The organism is Rickettsia endosymbiont of Ceutorhynchus obstrictus (assembly GCF_964026565.1).
Lineage (GTDB): Bacteria > Pseudomonadota > Alphaproteobacteria > Rickettsiales > Rickettsiaceae > Rickettsia.
The window spans coordinates 1,161,867-1,181,775 of the sequence record NZ_OZ032162.1; the positions used below are offsets into that span (position 1 = coordinate 1,161,867).

The window sequence follows — 19,909 nt, forward strand, 5'->3', positions numbered from 1 at the left end:
ATTTTGTGTGACAAACTCTTATAGATAAAGGAAAACTAAATCCTATTAAGAACCAAGTTAAATAAAATTGATTGCCAAAATACTTTAAAAAAATATCCATTGCTTTACTAAATTTTATTTAATATATAATTAAAGTTATTATAAATAAAAATTATAGATATGAAAAATATTTTTTATAGATTTATATTAGTTATTTTCTTATCTTTCATAAATCTATCTGCGGTTGCTGCAAGTCTTAACGAAAAGATACCTTTGTATTTTAAGTTAGTTGATGAAAATCTAGCCGGCCAGAATTCTTTAAATATTAATCTGTGCGATACGCGAATTAAAGACTGGTGTGCTACCCCTAATAGGGATTTAGGGATTGCAGGACAAAAAATAAACGAATATGTAACTATTGAACCTAAAATTGCCGGCGAATGGCGATTTGATCGGAATTATAATATAATTTTTACCCCGAAAGAGCATTTTTTAGCTGACCAAACTTATAAAGTCACTATTAATGAAAAGGCTATTTTCCCACAATTTATAAATTTAGATCAGAATAATATCACTTTCAAAACTCTGCCTTTATTACCTATTATCAAAGAAATGAATTATCTGCAAGATAACGACAAAAAGCTTATTCAAACAAAAATAGAATTTAACTATCCTATTGATCCTAAAACTTTAGAAAAAAGACTTAGCTTTGTTAAATCTACTACCACAGAAAAATTATTTTTTTCGGTAAAATTTAATGATAATAACACTGAAGCTACTATTATTACTAATATAAAGTCTTTAGAAGATAGCGAATATATCGTTTCTTTCATCATCGAAGACGGCGTTAAACCATTATATGGCGGAGAGGATTTTAATCATAAAAATATAAATTCTCAAAAATATTCGTATAAACAACAGTTATTAATACCTAGCCTATCATCATATTTAAAAGTTACAAAAGCAGTAGCTACCATAGTTAAAGATAATAAATATATCCCGCAGCAAATAATAATAGTTACGACTAATGCCCCTATATCAGGTGAAGAGGTTAAAAACCACTTAGAATTATTATTATTACCGAAAGACAAACCGGCTTCTTCTCAAGGAAGCTTAGGGAAAAAGGATTATGCTTGGCAAAGCCCGAAGGAAATTACCGATGATATACTGAAGAAAGCCGAAAAAGTAAATTTTGAACTTTTGCCCACTGCTTCAGAAAATAACACATTAGACCGCTTGCATAACGTAGCTAATAAAGAGGAATTTGAAGGAAACACGGAACGCAGCACCGCAGCGTACTCTAACGTACGTGAGGATGCGAGTACCGGCTTGACGTACAAATTACCTTTAGAAGCAAGTTATGCAACAGGTCTATTACACAGCTTTAAAATTAATACTATTCCCTCTAGGTATTTGTTACTTAAAATAAAGCAAGGCATGGAAGCTAAAGGAAATTTAGTTTTAGGAAATGATTACAGCCAAATACTGCAAGTACCTAACGAGCTTAAAGAAGTTAAATTAATGTCTAACGGCTCAATATTATCGCTTTCAGGTGAGAAGAAACTTTCAGTTTACTCAGTCGGTATAGATAAATTACACGTAGAAATCGATAAAATTAACCAAGCTGATATTAACCACTTAATCAGTCAAACTAGTAGATATAATAGCTTCCAAAATCCGACATTTATCAATGAATATTCTTTCAACGAATATAATATTTCTGAAGTATTTGAAGAAGATATAGCTATAGACTCTAAAAATACCGACTTACCTAGTTATTCTACGCTAGATTTCGGTAAATATTTAAAACTTGGCTCTTCAGATTCTTATAGCAAAGGTTTATTCCTAACAAAAGTTTCTTATAAAGATGAAAGAGGTAACAAGGTAGCAGAAGATAAAAGATTAATTTTGGTAACCGATCTTGGATTTATAGTTAAAACCGATAAAGACGGTTTGCAGCATATATTTGTTTCCTCTATCAGCACCGGTAAGCCGGCACAAGGCGTTAAGGCGGATATTATAGGTCTTAACGGTGAGATAATAGCAAGCGGTATAACGGACGGTGACGGTCATACGACTTTGCCCGCCATTCGTGCCGGCATTCGTGATTTCACTAGAGAAAAGAAACCTATTGCTTACGTGCTAACGGGCGGTGATGATTTTTCTTTTATGCCGTATGGGCGAATTGATCGGGAAGTTAATTATTCACGCTTTGATGTATCGGGAGCGCAAAGCTCACCTGAAGGGCTGAAAGCTTATTTATTTTCCGATCGCGGAATTTATAAACCAGGAGAACGCGGCAATATAGGGATATTAGTGAAACAAAGTAACTGGCAAAGCAAGTTTAACGGCTTACCGCTAGAGTTGCAAGTTACAAATCCGCGCGGAAAAATAATAGATAAAAAGAAAATAGTGTTAAATGAAGAGGGATTTACACAGTATTTATTCCAAACTAGCGAAGACTCTTTTACCGGTTCATATAACATAGATTTATATTTAGTTAAAGATAAAGACGCAACTAATTACCTTAATAATTTATCCGTAAGAGTAGAGGATTTCCTACCCGATAGAATGAAAATAAACATAGATTTTGATGATGTTAAAAATAAATTATGGATTGCACCGAAAAATCTAAAAGCTACGGTTAGCTTAAGTAATCTATACGGCACACCGGCTTTAAATAGAAAAATTACTTCTTATATTAATGTTAAACCTGTCAAATTTTCGGTAGCTGCTTTTAAGGATTATATATTTTATAGCGGCAAAGAAAACAAAGAAAGCTTTAATGATCGGCTTGGTGATGTTACAACCGATGATAAGGGCGTCGGAATATTTGATTTAAATCTGGCAAAATATAATGGAGCTACTTACAACCTCACTTTTTCAGCCGAAGGATTTGAACCTGATTCAGGAAGAAGCGTTAACGCTAATAAGTCAATTATCGTCTCCCCCTTACCTTATATTATCGGCTTTAAAACCGATAATGATTTAAAACATATCAAACAACAATCGAAGGCTAAGCTCGAATTTATAGCAATAGATAGCTATGGTAACAAAATAGATGCTACAAAATTGCAGCTTATCTTGAAGAAAATTAATTATGTAAATAGCTTAGTTGCAAGCGGTGACGGTAGTTATTCTTATCAATCGACACCGGTCGAAGCTCCTTTATCCTCAACCGAGATTAATATAACAAAAAAGTCCGGCTATATTTATAACCTGCCTACTAAAGAGCCGGGGGACTATGTTATTTATTTAACGGATAAAAATAATACTATTTTTTCTCAGGCGGAATTTTCAATACTCGGCGAAGGGAATGTTACCGCAAATTTAACCGAGAACGCTAACCTTACTTTAAAACTAAATAAAAGTGACTATAAATCCGGTGAAAAAATTCTTTTAAATATTATAGCTCCTTATACGGGCTACGGCTTAATTACTATCGAAACCGATAAAGTCCATAATTTCACCCGGTTTAAAGCAGGTAAAACTAGCAGTATTCAAGAAATTAAAATTCCCGAAGATTTTGCCGGCAAAGGATTTATTAATGTACAATTTATAAGAGAGCTAGACTCTAAAGAAATTTTTGTTTCTCCTTTCAGCTATGCAAGTTTGCCCTTTACTGCCGATATCTATAAGCATGAGCAAAAAATTGAATTAACCGTACCTGACAAAATAAAATCAGGTGAGAAATTGACAGTAGAATATCGCACCTCTAAACCCGGCAAAATTATAATATTTGCCGTTGATGAAGGTATCTTATCTTTTAGCAATTATAAAACGCCCGACCCGCTTAATTATTTTATTAAAGATAAAGCGTTAGAGGTCAAAACTTCGCATATTATGGATTTAATATTACCGGAAAATTCTATTATGATGAAAAGCTTTATGGCAGCCCCCGGAGGCGATAATTTTATAGATTTAAACAAAAACTTAAATCCGTTTAAAAGATCAGATCAGCCTCCCGTTGCCTTTTGGTCAGGAATTATCGACTCAACGTTAGATAAAAAAGAAGTTACGTTCGATATTCCCGATTATTTTAACGGCACTTTAAGAGTTATGGCCGTTTCGACAACTCTTGATTCGGTAGGTAGCACCGATGCTAAGCTTTACGTTCAATCAGATTTCGTGATTAGCTCGAATTTACCTTTATTCGTTGCACCGACTGACGAATTTATAACTCCCGTAACAATCGCAAATAACGTGAAGGGTTCAGGAAATGCTAAAGTTTCGATAAATATTGAAACAAGCGAAGGGCTTCAAATACTAGACTATCCTCGTGAGATAAAAATAAGTGAAAATAAAGAAACTAGTATTAACGTTAAATTAAAAGCTACTTCACGCCTCGGTTCGGCAAATTTTAAAGTAACCGCCTCTTTGAATAATACGAAATCGGTAATGACTTCTACCGCTAGCGTCCGCCCTCCTCTACCGAACATTACTACTATCGATACGGGATATGCGCCGCTTGATAAAATTACCCTAAAAACCTCTAGAGACTTATATACAGAATTTGCCAAACTTCAGCTATCGGTTGCTAAATCACCGCTAGCTATTACTAGGGGCTTTAAAAGTTATCTTGATAATTATCCGTTTGCTTCTACCGAGCAATTAATAAGCAAAAATTTTGCTAATGTCATATTATATAACGAACAAGAATTAATAAAAACTCTTGAGCTTGAGCGGAAAAAAATTGATGAATCATTATATAAGGCGTTTCAAACTCTCAGCGAAAGACAAAATTATGACGGTGGATTTAATATGTGGAGTAACGCAGCTAATACTTCAAGCGCTAGTATCTCTGACGATTTTATTTCCGTTTACGCTATGCATTTTTTAACGGAAAGCTCGGCAAAATACTTGCCCGTACCGAGCGATACTTTTACGTCCGGCATAAATTACCTTAAAAATACGGCAAATAGGTCAATTAATTCTTTAAATGCCGCACGAGAAAAAGCCTATGCTATTTATATACTTACCAAAAATAATGAGATCACTACTAATTATATTGCTAATGTTTTAAATTACTTAGAAACTTCTCAGAAAGATATTTGGCGGGATGATCTCACTTCGGTGTATTTAGCAGCTAGCTATAAAATGTTACAAATGAATGAGGAAGCTAATAGTCTCCTTGACAGTTTTACTTTAAATAAACCTATTAACCCGTCCACGCTTTCAAACTATCAATATTATAATGCTTTGATAAAATATAGTCAGTATCTATATATAATATCACGGCATTTTCCGGAAAGATTGAAGACTATCGACAAATTAATCGTTCAGGAAATTGCTAACTTATCGAATGATAATTATAATAGTTTAGCGGCAAGTTACGCAATTATGGCAAGCATTGCTTATGCCGATAATATAAATAATGTAGAAGAAAGTAGTATTAAGGTTAAAGCCTATAGTCATGATAAAGAACAGCAAGAGCTTTCAATGCAAGGCAATAAAATAATGACTGTAGACTTTGCGGCAAGCGATACTCAAAATTTAGAATTAATTTCATCGACGAAGGGATTCTTTTATCAGCTCTTAACTTCAGGTTTTGATAAGTCGTTAAACGATAATAAAGAGATCAATAAAGGAATTGAGATAACAAGAAAATATTTGGATGAAAATAATAAAGAAGTTAATAAAGTAAAATTAGGCGATAATGTTACTGTTTCTCTAACATTAAGGTCAGGTAATAAGGATATACTTAATAATATTGTGGTGTTAGACTTACTGCCTGCCGGTTTTGAATTATTACCGGCAAATAATACTATAAATATATTACGAGATGACAACAAAACGCTTATCTGGCAACCTATCAATATCGAGCGTCGCGAAGATAGAGTAATTCTATTCGGCACTATTCCAAATTACGAAATAAAATATCAATATAAAATAAAAGCTATCAATAAAGGAATATTTGCAACTCCTGCCGTCTATAGCGAATCTATGTATAATCCGAATATTTACTATAGAGGAGTAATCGGCAATATTGTGGTGGAGTAGTTTTTTTTGAGTATGGTGTCATACCATGGTCGCCAATGCCCGCGTGGAACGTTAAACGTCATGGCGAGCCGCTGTGGGCTTTGTTGCATGGCTCGATAAAGCAGCAGTATGTCATTCTAGCTAAAGGCGGGAATCTAGAAAAATACTTAAAATAAACAAAATTATATAAAAATTTACTATATAATTCGCTTAAATACTTTTCTGGATTCCCGTTTTCAGGCGTTGTTGTATGGCTAATAATTTACTGTATTATGGTTATTATAAGTACGGTGTCATACCCGTGGCTTGACACCGAAACACTTTGCAAAAATTCGAGCCATGCAACAAGGTCGCCGCCGTAAGCGGCGTGGCATTCTAATTAAATCCCTCATTACATTCGGGATAGCCTGGATTGCCACGTCGGGACTACGTCCCTCCTCGCAATGACGGTGTTTTTTTGTAATGAGTTTGATCTACGCAACAATGCCTTCGCGGGAATGACATACCGCTGCTTTTATCGAGCCATGCAACAACGCCGGCTTGACCACGGTATGACAAGTTTTAAGCGCTTTTAACCATCCACGCGGGCATTGCCTCCTCGCAATGAGGAAACTTACGGTAAAAATGCTTTTTGAATAGGCAATAATTTTAAATCTGGTAGCATCGGCATAATTAAATCTATACCTTTTTTCTCGTTGCTATTGCCGTGTACTAATATAAAAGAGCCTTCTTTTACAATTTCACCTTTGGCGAGCCAGCTTTTACTTCCAAGCGGAATAAGACCGAATTTTTTTAATTTCATAACTAATGTCTTATCGGAAATTAAACCGGGAAAGCGGAAAAAAGGCGACGGCGCAATATTATATTGTAATAATATTTTTTCCGTTTCAAAAACTTCCTTTTCAAAATCCTTTTTATTAGAAAGCAGGAAATTATTTTCAAACGGAGCATCCTTAAAATAAGGGTGAGTAAGGGAATGATTAACCCAAGTTATTTGTAATTTACCGCTATCCTGTTGTTTTTTTAACCATAAAAATTCATCCGTGTGTTTAACTATCCATAACCCCGATATGCATACGGCGATAGGTAGCGGCTTATGTAATTGATCCGATAGCTCCACTAATTTTTTAAAAAAATCTTCTTCAAAGCTTTTAGAAGAGGGACACATATCAATAGTTAGAAAACAACCCTTTCTTTTATACATTGATTCCGTAGCACCGTAATTTTGCCGGATATAAGGAGGATAACTATATTTATTCAAGGCTTTTAAATAAGGAGTTTTATTTAAAGTTTTTATAATATTACGCTGCTTTTTTTTATTACCGGAAAAGGTTACTTTATTAGCTAAGGATATTTCAGTCTTGAATGAATAAGGGTCTACTAAAACAAAAAATGATTCTGAAAAATGCGTATAAGAACGGATAGCGATTTTTATTTTTTTATTTTGTGTAGAAACCGGTAAGAATATCGGTTTATAATCTTGTATGGCTTCAATTTTTTCATTTCCGTATGATGAGCTACTATATATAAAAATTAATATTACATAGATAAATTTCAATATAGAGGGGGTAAAATATTTTTTCATTCTAGCTTTTCCTATTTAAAAGCTAGAATATACACAGAATATTTAATTTTTGTTAAGTTATTTTTAACAAGATGTTAGTTTTTATTAAAATATGGTCATCCACGTAACAATAGGGCGTTGTTGCATGGCTCATAATTTACTGTATTATGGTTATTACAAGTACGGTGTCATACCGTGGCTTGACCCACTACTGTACGAACGTTGAAAAAAGGCTGTGTCATGCCGTGACTTGATCACGGCATCCAGGAAAATAAAGCCATATTAGACTTATTTTAGAATCTTTTTATGATATTATAAGCTGGACTGAAGTGGTCGTAGCCACGGAATGACAGAATTTTTACCTCTTTATTTAAACGTTCGTACAGTAGTGGGCTTGACCACGGTATCCAGAAAAAATCTTAGTAAAAAGACTGGATGCCGTGGGAGGGGCCTCGGCATGACACCGAAACACTTTGCAAAAAGAGCCGTGCAACAACGCCTAACAATAGACCTTCTTAAATTAATACAAAAACAATTTATTAGAGCTTTTATTGATATTTTTGTTATTATTTGCATTTTGATAGTGAGTATTAGTATCTATTGATTTTAAATACTTATTTATCGCTTGCGTAAATTCTTCAGTTTTATAACGGAAAAAATGATCTGCTCCGGTAACTATTTTATAATCAACTTTTATATGTGATTGTTGCTTAGATAATTTATTTGCTAATTTACGTACTTCATCAACTGACACGATGCTATCATTATCGCCTTGTAAGATAAAGCCGGGGATAGGACACGGCGATAGAAAAGAAAAATCATATTTATTTACCGGCGGCGAGATAGCAATAAAATTATTGATTTCAGGACGACGCATTACCAACTGCATAGCTATCCATGCACCGAATGAAAACCCTAATATTAAATTAATACCGCTATTAGGGTTATTTTGCTGAAGCCAATCAAGGGCGGTTGCCGCATCTATTAACTCACCTACACCATTGTCAAATTTACCTTGAGAACGCCCTACTCCTCTGAAATTAATTCGCAGTACCGTAAAACCGTTATCGGCTAAAATTCTATATGAGTTGTAAACTATTTTATTATTCATAGTTCCCTCATATAACGGGTGAGGATGCAGAACTAACGCAAGGGGAGCATATTGTAAAGCAGATTTTGTATAAACTCCTTCAATTCGTCCGACAGGACCGTTAAAATAAATTTGCGGCATATGATTTATAATAAATTTTTATAGGTTAAAACATAACATACTAACTAATGCGGATCAAGAAAAGTAAATAAGCATAATTAATTTGATGTTATTCCGGCAACGGTCTTGTTGCGTAGCTCAAATTTTCGATGTCATTCTAGCTAAAGGCGGGAATCCAGTCTTGTCATGCTGAACTTGTTTCAGCATCTCATTAATATATCCTAAAATAAATTCAGGATGACTATAATTTTCTAGATTCCCGCCTTTAGCTAGAATGACATACTACTGCTTTTATCGAACCATGCAACAAAGCCGGTATATACTGCTGTGAAATGAAAAATTGATAGACGAAGATCAACTTCAAAAAGAGCAAGGAGTCTAAAACCCTCGGAGTGCAGCGTATACTTAATACGTGGCTACCTGCGAGCTTATAAGACGGCATATACTCACATGCTTTCAAGAATTGAATTTTATTTTGAGAGGTGACTGAGCGCAGCGTACAGCTTAGTACGTGAGTACAGGAATCCTCGATAAAATGAAAGAGCAATTCTTGAAAGCAAAAGAGTAGGCAATTTTTGAAGTTCTATCTGAGTATATCATGTCATCGCAATTGTCATAACCGATATCGAACTAGCACCCGCTCGGCGTAAAATTTTAGCGCATTCATCAATAGTGGTACCGGTAGTTATTACATCATCGACTAATAAAATTTTTTGTTTGGTAATTTTGTGTTTTTTATTAAATTTAATACTCTTTTTGATGTTATTCATCCTTTGCTTTTTAGATAAAAATGTTTGTGATTTCGTCCATTTTGCTTTGATTAATATGTCGGCTTTTATATTCTTATCGGTTATTTTGGCAATTTCCTGAGCTAAAATATGAGCGGGATTATACATTCGCAGTAACCTCTTAAACCTATTCATCGGCACCGGTACGATTAAATCGATATCGGCAATTTCTTTGCCGTATCTATTGTATAACAGCTTTGCGAAAGTCTTGGCAAATACGGTTTTATCTTGATATTTAAATTGATGGATTATTTTTTTACTATATTCATTAAATTTAAGCAAGCTGCGCGCTAAATCATAATTCGGTTTGTTGTTATAACAACGAGTACAGCAAAAATTATCTAAAATCGCTATTGCAAGTTTACGACCGCATAATTGGCAATACGGTTTAGCAATAAAATCAAGCTTACCCCAGCAGCTAGCGCAAAATTCTCCTTTACTATTTAGTATTTCTGAACATGATAAGCATCTCGGCGGTAAAATATAATTTATTAAATAATTATAAAATTTTGTTACAGCGTCATTCAGAAAGCTTGATACAAGCGAATTTTTCGACATTCGCCTGTGCTTACGTACTTTAGTACGCTGCGCAGGCTTGTCCTCAAATTCATCTTGTCTAAAGCTTTCTGAATTTAGCTCTACCGTCAAATTAACCTCGTGATGATTCATTTTGTTTTTTATGAGAAGCATTAGTAGGAGTAACAATAGGTGAAGAGATATTCGGTTTATATGCCGTAACGTTGCCGTGTGTTAAGCTCTCTTGCATATGATGCGCTTGTTCTTTTACTTTTTCTTTAGTTACTTCAACCGATTTAGCTGATTCAGCTTTTACTATAGGGGGACTCACCTCAGTATTTTTTGATTTTTCTTTATCCGAGCTATATAATTCTTTTAAATCCCCAAACTGTGACTCAACAAAATAATCTTTTCCCGCTTTTACTGCTGATTTCACTTTCTCATATCTAGTTTTTTCAGGCGGAGGTAAAAATTCCTGCCTTTCTGCTACTTTTGCTCTTGTTACATTAAAATGCTCTCTTAACTGTCCCTCACTTAATTGATCAATTTTAGGGGTTGTAGTTAAAAACTCTTCTAATGCTTTGGTATCTATTTTTGCTTGCCTTTCTTTTTCAAGTAAGTCTTTCGTATTTTCATAATTTCCTATCGATGCTTTTAAATTATTTATTTGATTTTTTTTGGCGTTGTGTTGCTCCATACGTACTAATTTGTTATCAGCTTCACCTATTATATTAACTCCTCCTCCAATAACACCTGCTGCTACAGCGGCTATAATACCGCCTGCCGAACTTGCTTGTGCAACTAAAGCTGTTACTTCTAAAACATTATCTCGTACTGCTTTTAAAATCTCTTTAGTTCTCGTTGTATTTAATTTTTCAGGTTCAGCTTTTTCTTGATAAATTTTAGGTAACTTAGTATCTAGAAAATTTTTAAGTGCAGGGCTATCTTTTGCTTTATCTTTTTGAGTACTAACTACTAACTCTACTTGCTTTACATAATTAGCTTTAATATTTTCTAAGGTTTCTTTCTTTCTATCTAAATGTTTATCCGCTCTTACTTCTAGAGTTTCTTTTCCGACATTATAAGCAACGGCTGTTAAAGAAAGTGCAGCAAGACCAAGCCCGACGGGAGTGGGGTTAAGAGCTAACGATACCATGACGCCGCCAATTCTAGCCGTACGTTTTACCGCTTTACTACCTAACGTTTTATATGTTTTTTCTAGTACATTTGCTGCAGTTTCAGCACCGGGCATCGTTCTGATTTTATTTAATGCCTTATCAGCTAAACTAGGGCTTCGTGGACCTTTTTCTTTAATTTTTGCACCTTGCTGAAGCTTATCAATCGGATCATAAGCTTTTGCCACTTTTTCTCCTACATTAATTGCTGCATCTGCTATATGAGTAGGATCATGGGTAACGGCAACTTTACTGATCCCCTTTACTATTTCAACTGCTACCCCGCCCGCAGCAAGTGCAGCACGACCGGCTCTAGCACCGAAAAGTGCTTTGTCCTCTTTCAGCGTTCTTTTTTCTATTGGTTTATTATTTTGCGATTGCCGTTCTTTTTGCGGTTCAGGATTGGGCCTCGTTATTCCTTCCGGTGTATTAATTGATGATTTAGTGCTTAAATTTTCTTTACTCATACATATCTCATAAAATTACGTTCTATGTTATTTCTGCGTGGACACCAAATCGTCATTGCGAGGAAAATTACATAGTAATTGACGAAGCAATCTCAGGATATTTGATGAGATTGCCACGCAGCCTACAGCTGCTCGCAATGACGATTCTTAAGCCATGTAACACTGCTCACCTCTCTCCCATCGCATAACTAGTAATTAAATTTTTAATAGGTCTAAAGTTATTTATCGCCTTAAACCCTATTTGTCTTAAACATCTTAAATTTTTTGAATAATTTGAAAAAATATTATTTAGCTCATCAGTAATTTTATACATAATAAAATTATCGTCTTGCCTTAATTTCTGATATTGCCGCAAGGTTTCTTCTTTTATTCCCGTAATATTTATCAGTTTTGTTAAGACTTCTATATCTTTTATACCCTGATTAAGACCTTGACCGGCGAGCGGATGGATAATATGAGCGCTATCGGCAATCAGCACTATCCGGTTGTGGAAATACCTATTTGCTAAACGAGCCTTTAAAGGAAAAGCTGAAATTTCACTATCAATAGTAATTTTGCCTAAAGACTTACCGCAATTTCTTTGCACTAAATATGTAAATTCTTCAGCAGATAAATTTTGCAGCAAAGACGCTTGCGTAAGCTCTGTAGACCATATTACCGAAGAGCTATTTTGATCTCTTAACGGCAAAAGAGCAAAAGGACCGAGCGGCAGAAAATGCTCCATGGCGCAATTATCATGCTTTACTTCATGTTTAATATTAAAGGTAAGTGCCGTTTGATAAGATGCCTCTACTTCCTCACTAAAATAATATGAGCGAACTTTCGAGTGATATCCGTCACAGACTATTAGTAAATTACAAGTGATTTTCTTATTATTATCTAGTGTTATAACACAGTGATCGGGGTTGCTTTCTACTTTTTTATATTCACATTCATCGATTAGATTAATAAAAGAACTCTCTTTTATTTTTGTCACTAAAGCTTTTTTAAACTCACTATTTTTTACTACATATCCAAGAGGAGCTGCTAGCTCGTTGATGTCATTCCCGCGAAAGCGGGAATCTAGGTCTTTTTCCATTCCGCATTTATTTTTGGATTTTAGGATGTTTTCCGGATTCCCGCCTGCGCGGGAATGACATCGTAGCTTATTTCTCAAATGCAATATCTCCGGTGCTTTATTATCAACTACATACACGTCCTGCATTTCAGCCGCTAAATTTTCAATTTTCGACCATATCTCAAGATGGCTCAAAAAATTTTTAGTAGCCGGTGTTAGGGCCGTACTTCTTATATCGCTATAAAAGTTATTTGCCTTAATTGACTTACTTTCGATAATAGTAGTTTTAATACCGATTTTTGCCATCGATAGTGCCGTAAGCATACCACTTAAGCCGCTTCCTAATATTATAACGTGTGCTATGTTTACGACCATGTTTAATTCTGATTAGATTGATGTAAAAAATATTTTAAATAAGCATTACTAGCTATAAAGCTTAAGAAAAGATAAATAAGTGCGATATCTAAATAAGAGCTATTTCTTAGATACGATCCGCAAAAACAAATTAATAACGTCATAATGCTTGTAAAGCTATTTAATATTAACAGCTGAGTAAAAGCATCTATTGCCTTAATGAAAAGGTAAGTCATTAAGCAAATAAATAGGAAAAGAATAATTAAACAAATATTAAGCATGACAACCATTGTGTATTTTATAGTGTTGATGCCCTAAACGTCATTGCGAGCGACTGAAGGCATTGTTGCGTGGATACCTGCAACGTCATTGCGAGCCGCTGCAAGCGGCGTGGCAATCCAGAAAATAATAATTTTCATAGCATTTTTTGCTGTTTTTTTTCCTGGATTGCCACGTCGGCATAAATGCCTCCTCGCAATGACGTTTATGGTATCCATGTGGGAATGACATCAAATCTTTACATTACCATAATCGATTATAATATTGCAAACTTCAATAAATTTATAATTAAAGCTTAGTTATTTTTTAAGAAGGTTGATTATTTGTTCATTCTACAATAAAATCCTGTCAAATTTAAATCTATAAAACTATGCACAGCACGGATGTTATAATAATCGGCACGGGACCGGTTGGATTATTTACTATTTTTCAAGCCGGCATATTAGGTATGAAATGTCATATTATCGACTCTCAAGAAATAATAGGAGGGCAATGTATTACTCTTTACCCTGAAAAACCTATATATGATATACCTGCTCACCCTAAAATTATGGGGGAAGAACTAATAAAACAACTAGAGTTGCAAGCTGCACCCTTTAAGCCTACATATCACCTTAACCAGCAAGCTATAGAGTTAAAACAGCAAGACGGAATTTTTGAGGTTAAAACTTCAAAAAATGTTACTATCAAAGGTAAGATTATTATCATTGCCGCCGGTGCCGGTTCCTTCGGAGCGAATAAACCACCTTTAGCAAATATTGAAGAATTTGAAAATAAATCGGTATTTTATTTTGTAAATAACCGCAATAGCTTTAAGGATAAAGAAATAGTAATAGCCGGTGGCGGCGATTCGGCCGTTGACTGGGCTATTTCGCTTTCCGAGATCGCTAGGAAAATATATTTAGTACATAGGCGTGATAAATTCAGGGCAGCAAGTGAAAGTTTGCGACAACTAAAAAATATAGCAGATAGCGGTAAAATTGAGTTAGTTATCGGCTATCAACTAGATGCTTTACAAGGAAATAACGGCATACTTGAAAAGGTCTGCGTAAAAGATTTGCATGGTAATACTCGTTTATTAACCGCTAATATTTTATTGCCGTTTTTTGGGCTTAAACAGGAACTCGGACCTATTGCTAAGTGGGGGCTAAATGTTAGGCTTCATCATATCGAAGTAGAACCTCCTTATTTCCAAACTAATATTGCCGGCATTTATGCGATCGGCGATATAGCAAGTTACCTCGGTAAGCTGAAATTAATTCTTACCGGTTTTGCCGAAGCTGCAAGCAGTCTTCACCACGCTTATAGCAAAGTATTTGACGGAAAAGCTTTGCATTTTGAATATTCTACTACTAAATTTTCGGCGAAAGAGTAAAAAAAGTAGAAGGGGAAATACCTAAAAACCGACGTCATTCCCGCGCAGGCGGGGCGTTGTTGCATGGCTCGAATTTTCGATGTCATTCCCGCGTAGGCGGGAATCCGGGCTTTTCTTTGTCATGCTGAACTTGTTTCAGCATCTCTTGAAAAAGATCCTGAAATAAATTCAGGATGACTTAAAAAGTATTTTTCTGGATTCCCGCCCGCGCGGGAATGACATCGAGAACGCTTTACCTATCCACGTAACAATGCTCTAGCTAGGTATGACCTCAAAAACTTGATTTTACATAGCTATATTTCTAATAAAGCAATAAAACCTATAAATGAGTAAGAAAATAGTGAATAACATAATTGACGGGAAGTATTTAGCCAACAAAATATTAGCCGAATTAAAATTAGAAATTGAGGCAATTAAAAACAATCTAGGTATTTCTCCAAAGCTCGCTATTATAATGGTAGGCGATAACGCCGCAAGTAATATATACGTACAAAACAAAGTAAGAAGCTCGACTAAAATAGGGGTGGATACCCTACAATTAAAATTGCCGGAAACAATACCGACAAGTGAGCTAATAGAACAAATTAATCAATTAAACGATGACCCTAAAATTTCGGGGATTATCGTGCAATTACCGCTGCCGACTAATATAGACAAAGAAAGTATTTTATCGGCGGTTGCGCCTCATAAAGATGTGGACGGCTTCCATCCTTTAAATGTCGGTTATTTACATAGCGGATTAAATAAGGGATTCGTTCCTTGCACCGCTCTTGGTTGCCTTGAAGTAATTAAAAAATATGAGAAACATTTACCGGGCAAAAATGCGGTGATTATAGGACGCTCAAATATCGTCGGTAAGCCACTCGCCGCTTTACTGTTAAAAGAAAATTGCAGCCTCACTATTTGCCACTCTAAAACACAAAATTTAAGTTCTATAACTTCTAAAGCCGACATAGTAATATCTGCTATAGGCTCACCTTTGCAATTAACGGCGAAATATTTTAATTCAAGTGCATTGGTAATTGATGTAGGAATTACTAGATTATCTAATAATAAGATTGTCGGCGATGTTGATTTTGAACATGTCGTAAATAAAGTAAAATATATCACTCCCGTCCCCGGTGGAATCGGTCCTATGACTATTGCTTTTTTACTAAAGAATACCGTAAAAGCAATGAAGCAGCAGCTTAATTTAGAGTAATTTTATAAATGATTATCCTCTTCATAAAAATGAAATTTATTTAATCTTTTATTACCGATTGGTTATAATTAATAGCATTAAGGTTACTTTGAACTATCAAATATTTCATAATTAGCAGTTTAACCTTAAGAAAAAAAATATATTTCTAAAAAAGATGAGCATTATACACTAAAAATACGTTTGTACAAGGAGTTTTGTAGTAAAATTTCTCCTATATTTTCATGAATAAATAATTAAGATAAGTATCTCTTGGCAGCATATAAGCAATTATGTTATAATACTGCATAAGTAAATTTAAAGGTTATCACTAAAAAGAATAAAACTAATTAAATTTGAGAGTAATATTTATATTATGCATTCAAACATCCCTAAAAATAGCGAAGTGGACGCTTATTCTTATATAAAAAATGAATTAGAAAAGCTAGGTTGGATTGTTAAAAATCCTGCTAGAGTTCCGAATGGAGAAGTATATAAACAAAATGAATCACTCTCTAATTTAGAGATTAAAAATGTTTTAATAAGAGACATGCCTGAAGCTATTATCAAGCTTAATGAGTGTGATTTATGGGTTATCGAAAGTAAAAGAGATAAAAAAGATATTGATAAGGCGTTAGATGAGGCTAAAAATCAATATGCTCAAAAAATCAATAAAAGTACTAAAATCAGATGTATTATTGCAACCGGTATTGCGGGTAATGATACTGACGGATATACGGTAATAAATCAATATCTACATAATAATAAATGGGATACGGTTTTATTTAATGGAAAAGATAAAAACACTTTATTATCAAAGGAGCAAGTTAATTATCTATTAATAAATAAAACCCCTAATTGGCTAGAATTTCCAGATTTTCCGGAAGAAAAATATTTAAGCTCAGCTGAAAATATAAACAAAATATTGCATAATGCCGGAGTTAATAAAAATAAAAGAGCTAGGTTTATTGCCGGTTTAATTTTATCTTTATCCTTAAATGAAGAAATTAATTTAAGGACAGATAATACAACAACACTTGTAAAAAATATAAATAATTTAATAGAACAAAAGTTAAACGAAGTTAATAAACAACATTTTTTTGATTTCATTAAGTTAGAGGTGCCACCTAGTAAAGAAAATCATATTAAGTATAGAAGAGCTATCATTGAGGCGTTAAAAGAGCTGCAAACATTAGATATTAAAAATGCAATGGCATCCGGCAATGATATTTTAGGCAAATTTTATGAAAAGTTTTTAAAATATGGAAACGGTGCTAAAGAAATAGGAATTGTATTAACTCCTAGACATATTGCTCAATTTGCCACGGAAGTTTTAGATATTAAATATAGTGATTATATTTTTGACCCTGCTTGTGGAACCGGTGGTTTTCTGGTAGCTGCTTTTGATTATGTTAAAAGTAATTCTAATGTAAGTCAAATAGATACATTCAAGAATTATAATATATTTGGCATAGAACAGGATGATGAGGTTGTAGCTCTTGCACTTGTTAATATGATTTTTAGAGGTGACGGCAGAAACAATATCAGTGAAGGTAATTGTTTTCAAAAGAATATATTAAAAATAAATACAGGCCTATATACAAGTGGTAAATATGAAAAAAGGAATGGTAATCAAAATGACAATCCTTTAATTACAAAAGTCTTAATGAATCCTCCTTTCGCATTAAAAAAGGGAGATGAAAAAGAAAGTCATTTTATTGATTATGCTTTATCTCAAATGCAAGATGGAGGAATGTTATTTGTTATTATTCCAATTTCAGTGATGATTGAAGCTTCTCTTAAGAATTGGAGAAAAGAATTATTAAAAAATAATACTCTTTTATCAGTTGTAACTTTTCCTCAAGATTTATTTAATCCATCGGCAAGTGTAGGAACAATTGGTGTTTTTGTAAAAAAAGGTATTCCTCATAATTTTGATAGCCAAAAAGTATTTTTTGTTAGAATAACTTATGACGGTTACAAAATGAAAAAGGGGAAAAGAATTAAAAACTCTAAAGTTCCTGATATGACATTAGAGTTAAAAGATGAGTTAAAAGCATTTATGATTAATCAAAATCTTAATTTTAAAGATATTCCAGAAGTTAAAAAAATATGTTTATTAGATAAAAACGATAAAAATATAGAATTAGTACCAGAAAACTATATTGATGGTAAAATTCCAACTTTAGAAGAAATCCAAAATGGAATTGAAGATTTAATCAAAAGTTGTGCTTGCTATATTATTAAAAATAAATAGGTAACATGCTCAACATAGACAATTTATTTCATATAGAGAATGCTAAATCCAAAGGATTTGAACATTACGAAGAAGGAAATATCCCATTTATTACAAATGGCGATTATGAGAATTCGATTGTTGGATTTGTTACACCATTAGAAAAAGATAAAATTTTTGATAGAGCATGTATTTGTATATCATCTTTTTGTGAAGCAACAATTCAAAAACCACCTTTTTTACCTAGAGGTAACGGTGGTAGTGGTTTAGTTGTTTTAGTACCAAAAATACCTATGAAAGAGGAAGAAATTTATTTTTATGCATCTCAAATCAATATGATTAAATGGAAATTTAGCTTTTCAAGAATGTTAATTGGTCGGAGGATTCAAAATTTAAAATTTGTAAAATATGAACCGCTTAAGTTTAAAATTAAAGATACATTAAAAAATTTAGTTCCCGAGGTAAAATTAAAAGATAAAATCCAAGAAAATAAAAATATTCAACTTATAAAGGTTCATATGTTATGTTATGTTGAGAAAAAAACATCATTACCTCAGAATATTTTAAATTTACAAGGTAATGTCCCGTATGTAACTACAACCTCATTAAATAATGGTGTGTCTCAATTTACAGATGAAGAGCCAAATTTTAAAAGTAAATGCCTGTCTATTGCAATGAATGGAAGCGTAGGAGAGGTATTTTTTCAAATTGATGATTTTATTACAAGCGGAGATAATGCTGTATTAACATTAAAAGATGAATATAATCCATATTTATTATTATATATAGCCGTATTACTTAAAAATCATCAATGGCGATATAATTACTCTAGGAAATTAAGTCTGAATAAATTAAAAAATCTTGAATTAGCTATTCCGATAAAAAATGAAAAAATAGATTTAAATTATATAAAAAGCATAGTGATTAATTCGTATGGCTTTGATTTATTAAAACAGTATTTATTTTAATTCCATACTTTAACTTAAATTTACATGCTGCTAGTACTTACCTAACATATAAGCATTCGTAGCTCAGCTGGATAGAGCATTGCCCTCCGAAGGCAAAGGTCGTTGGTTCAAATCCAATCGAATGCACCATTCGACATTTTCGGACAAATTCACAAACATATCGGACTAGAGAACGCAGCACAAAGTCTAGCTTTCGCCCGGTTAACTTTATTATTGGGATAGCCAATTTTATTAATCGGTTTTTTTTCTTAATTCTTACTGTCCGCTAAACTGTTATAATTCATTCCCCATAAGGTAATGGCTTTGCTGCATGGCTCGAATTTTCGATGTCATTCTAGCTAAAGGCGGAGCGTTATTGCATGGCTACCGGAATCGTCATTGCGAGCGACTGGCGGCGTTGTTGCGTGGATCAAAAACTCTACGTCATTGCGAGGAGGCATTTATGCCGACGCGGCAATCAAGTATAAACATATTTTTATACTAAACTTGTTTAGTATTCTAATTAAATCCCTCATTACATTCGGGATAGCCTGGATTGCCGCAGCCACTTCGTGGCTTCGCAATGACGGTGTTTTTTTATAAGGATTTCGAGCCATGCAACAAAACCGCATTTGCGCGGAGCGCGGCAATCTAGAAAATAATAGTCATCCTGAATTTATTTCAGGATCTTTTTATATTAGATGCGGCAAACTTGTTCAGCATGACAAGGAGTCGTTTTAGCTGCTTTAACGCTAGCCTCTTCCAAGCGACCTTAGAGATTCCTTACCGATTTATTTATTTTTAAA

At 33.8% G+C, this 19,909-nt stretch carries 17 protein-coding genes and 1 tRNA gene; 10 read left to right on the forward strand and 8 right to left on the reverse strand.

The window, feature by feature from the left end; genetic code table 11:
* The first annotated feature begins 159 nt into the window (after positions 1-159).
* Complete coding sequence (locus AAGD64_RS06565) at positions 160-5,979, forward strand: palindromic element RPE1 domain-containing protein (RefSeq protein ID WP_341792815.1); 5,820 nt, start codon at positions 160-162, stop codon at positions 5,977-5,979.
* Between the two features lie 405 nt (positions 5,980-6,384).
* Here AAGD64_RS06565 and AAGD64_RS06570 read toward each other — a convergent pair whose 3' ends face one another.
* Together AAGD64_RS06570 and AAGD64_RS06575 are read right to left on the reverse strand one after the other, a co-directional pair.
* Positions 6,385-6,516: a hypothetical protein gene (locus tag AAGD64_RS06570; protein ID WP_341792816.1), complete on the reverse strand. Its 132-nt coding sequence runs from the start codon at positions 6,514-6,516 to the stop codon at positions 6,385-6,387.
* 55 nt (positions 6,517-6,571) lie between these two features.
* Entirely contained in the window at positions 6,572-7,543 is a 972-nt protein-coding gene (locus AAGD64_RS06575; protein WP_341792817.1) for a hypothetical protein, read from the reverse strand.
* A gap of 325 nt (positions 7,544-7,868) precedes the next feature.
* On the opposite strand from AAGD64_RS06575, the gene AAGD64_RS06580 reads away from it, so the two are divergent.
* Positions 7,869-8,126, forward strand: coding sequence for a hypothetical protein (locus tag AAGD64_RS06580; protein WP_341792818.1), 258 nt, complete (start codon positions 7,869-7,871; stop codon positions 8,124-8,126).
* Here AAGD64_RS06580 and AAGD64_RS06585 read toward each other — a convergent pair.
* From AAGD64_RS06585 to AAGD64_RS06605, 5 genes are all read right to left on the reverse strand, one after another.
* Positions 8,043-8,753, reverse strand: coding sequence for an alpha/beta hydrolase (locus AAGD64_RS06585; protein WP_341792819.1), 711 nt, complete (start codon positions 8,751-8,753; stop codon positions 8,043-8,045). The genes AAGD64_RS06580 and AAGD64_RS06585 overlap by 84 nt on opposite strands.
* 575 nt (positions 8,754-9,328) lie before the next feature.
* Entirely contained in the window at positions 9,329-10,189 is an 861-nt protein-coding gene (locus AAGD64_RS06590; protein ID WP_341792820.1) for a palindromic element RPE3 domain-containing protein, read from the reverse strand.
* Positions 10,170-11,678 carry a hypothetical protein gene (locus tag AAGD64_RS06595; RefSeq protein WP_341792821.1) on the reverse strand — a complete coding sequence of 503 codons (1,509 nt, stop codon included), beginning with the start codon at positions 11,676-11,678 and terminating at the stop codon, positions 10,170-10,172. Before AAGD64_RS06595 ends, AAGD64_RS06590 begins: the two co-directional genes overlap by 20 nt.
* A 166-nt stretch (positions 11,679-11,844) precedes the next feature.
* Positions 11,845-13,110 (reverse strand): FAD-dependent monooxygenase, encoded by a 1,266-nt coding sequence (locus tag AAGD64_RS06600; RefSeq protein WP_341792822.1) that lies wholly within the window; start codon positions 13,108-13,110, stop codon positions 11,845-11,847.
* A gap of 2 nt (positions 13,111-13,112) precedes the next feature.
* The gene (locus tag AAGD64_RS06605; RefSeq protein WP_253307486.1) at positions 13,113-13,370 is read right to left on the reverse strand and encodes a monovalent cation/H+ antiporter complex subunit F; all 258 of its coding nucleotides are present in this window, start codon (positions 13,368-13,370) and stop codon (positions 13,113-13,115) included.
* A gap of 43 nt (positions 13,371-13,413) precedes the next feature.
* On the opposite strand from AAGD64_RS06605, the gene AAGD64_RS06610 reads away from it, so the two are divergent.
* The 7 genes from AAGD64_RS06610 (at position 13,414) to AAGD64_RS06640 (ending at position 19,608) form a co-directional block, all read left to right on the forward strand.
* Complete coding sequence (locus AAGD64_RS06610; RefSeq protein ID WP_341792823.1) at positions 13,414-13,596, forward strand: hypothetical protein; 183 nt, start codon at positions 13,414-13,416, stop codon at positions 13,594-13,596.
* A gap of 142 nt (positions 13,597-13,738) precedes the next feature.
* Entirely contained in the window at positions 13,739-14,743 is a 1,005-nt protein-coding gene (locus tag AAGD64_RS06615) for an NAD(P)/FAD-dependent oxidoreductase (RefSeq protein WP_341792824.1), read from the forward strand.
* A gap of 340 nt (positions 14,744-15,083) precedes the next feature.
* A complete protein-coding gene (locus tag AAGD64_RS06620; protein ID WP_341794176.1) occupies positions 15,084-15,944 on the forward strand; it encodes a tetrahydrofolate dehydrogenase/cyclohydrolase catalytic domain-containing protein in 861 nt (286 codons plus the stop codon).
* Between the two features lie 352 nt (positions 15,945-16,296).
* The gene (locus AAGD64_RS06625) at positions 16,297-18,177 is read left to right on the forward strand and encodes a class I SAM-dependent DNA methyltransferase (protein ID WP_341792825.1); all 1,881 of its coding nucleotides are present in this window, start codon (positions 16,297-16,299) and stop codon (positions 18,175-18,177) included.
* Between the two features lie 5 nt (positions 18,178-18,182).
* Positions 18,183-19,124 (forward strand): restriction endonuclease subunit S, encoded by a 942-nt coding sequence (locus AAGD64_RS06630; RefSeq protein WP_341792826.1) that lies wholly within the window; start codon positions 18,183-18,185, stop codon positions 19,122-19,124.
* Positions 19,125-19,176: 52 nt separating this feature from the next.
* Positions 19,177-19,253, forward strand: a tRNA-Arg gene (locus AAGD64_RS06635).
* A 181-nt stretch (positions 19,254-19,434) separates the two neighbouring features.
* Positions 19,435-19,608: a hypothetical protein gene (locus AAGD64_RS06640; RefSeq protein WP_341792827.1), complete on the forward strand. Its 174-nt coding sequence runs from the start codon at positions 19,435-19,437 to the stop codon at positions 19,606-19,608.
* Here the strand turns inward: AAGD64_RS06640 and AAGD64_RS06645 are convergent.
* On the reverse strand, positions 19,565-19,720 hold the full coding sequence (locus tag AAGD64_RS06645) for a hypothetical protein (protein WP_341792828.1): 156 nt from the start codon (positions 19,718-19,720) through the stop codon (positions 19,565-19,567). The two genes, AAGD64_RS06640 and AAGD64_RS06645, sit on opposite strands and share 44 nt — an antisense overlap.
* Here AAGD64_RS06645 and AAGD64_RS06650 point away from each other — a divergent pair.
* Entirely contained in the window at positions 19,719-19,844 is a 126-nt protein-coding gene (locus AAGD64_RS06650; protein ID WP_341792829.1) for a hypothetical protein, read from the forward strand. The genes AAGD64_RS06645 and AAGD64_RS06650 overlap by 2 nt on opposite strands.
* The last annotated feature ends 65 nt before the right edge of the window (positions 19,845-19,909 follow it).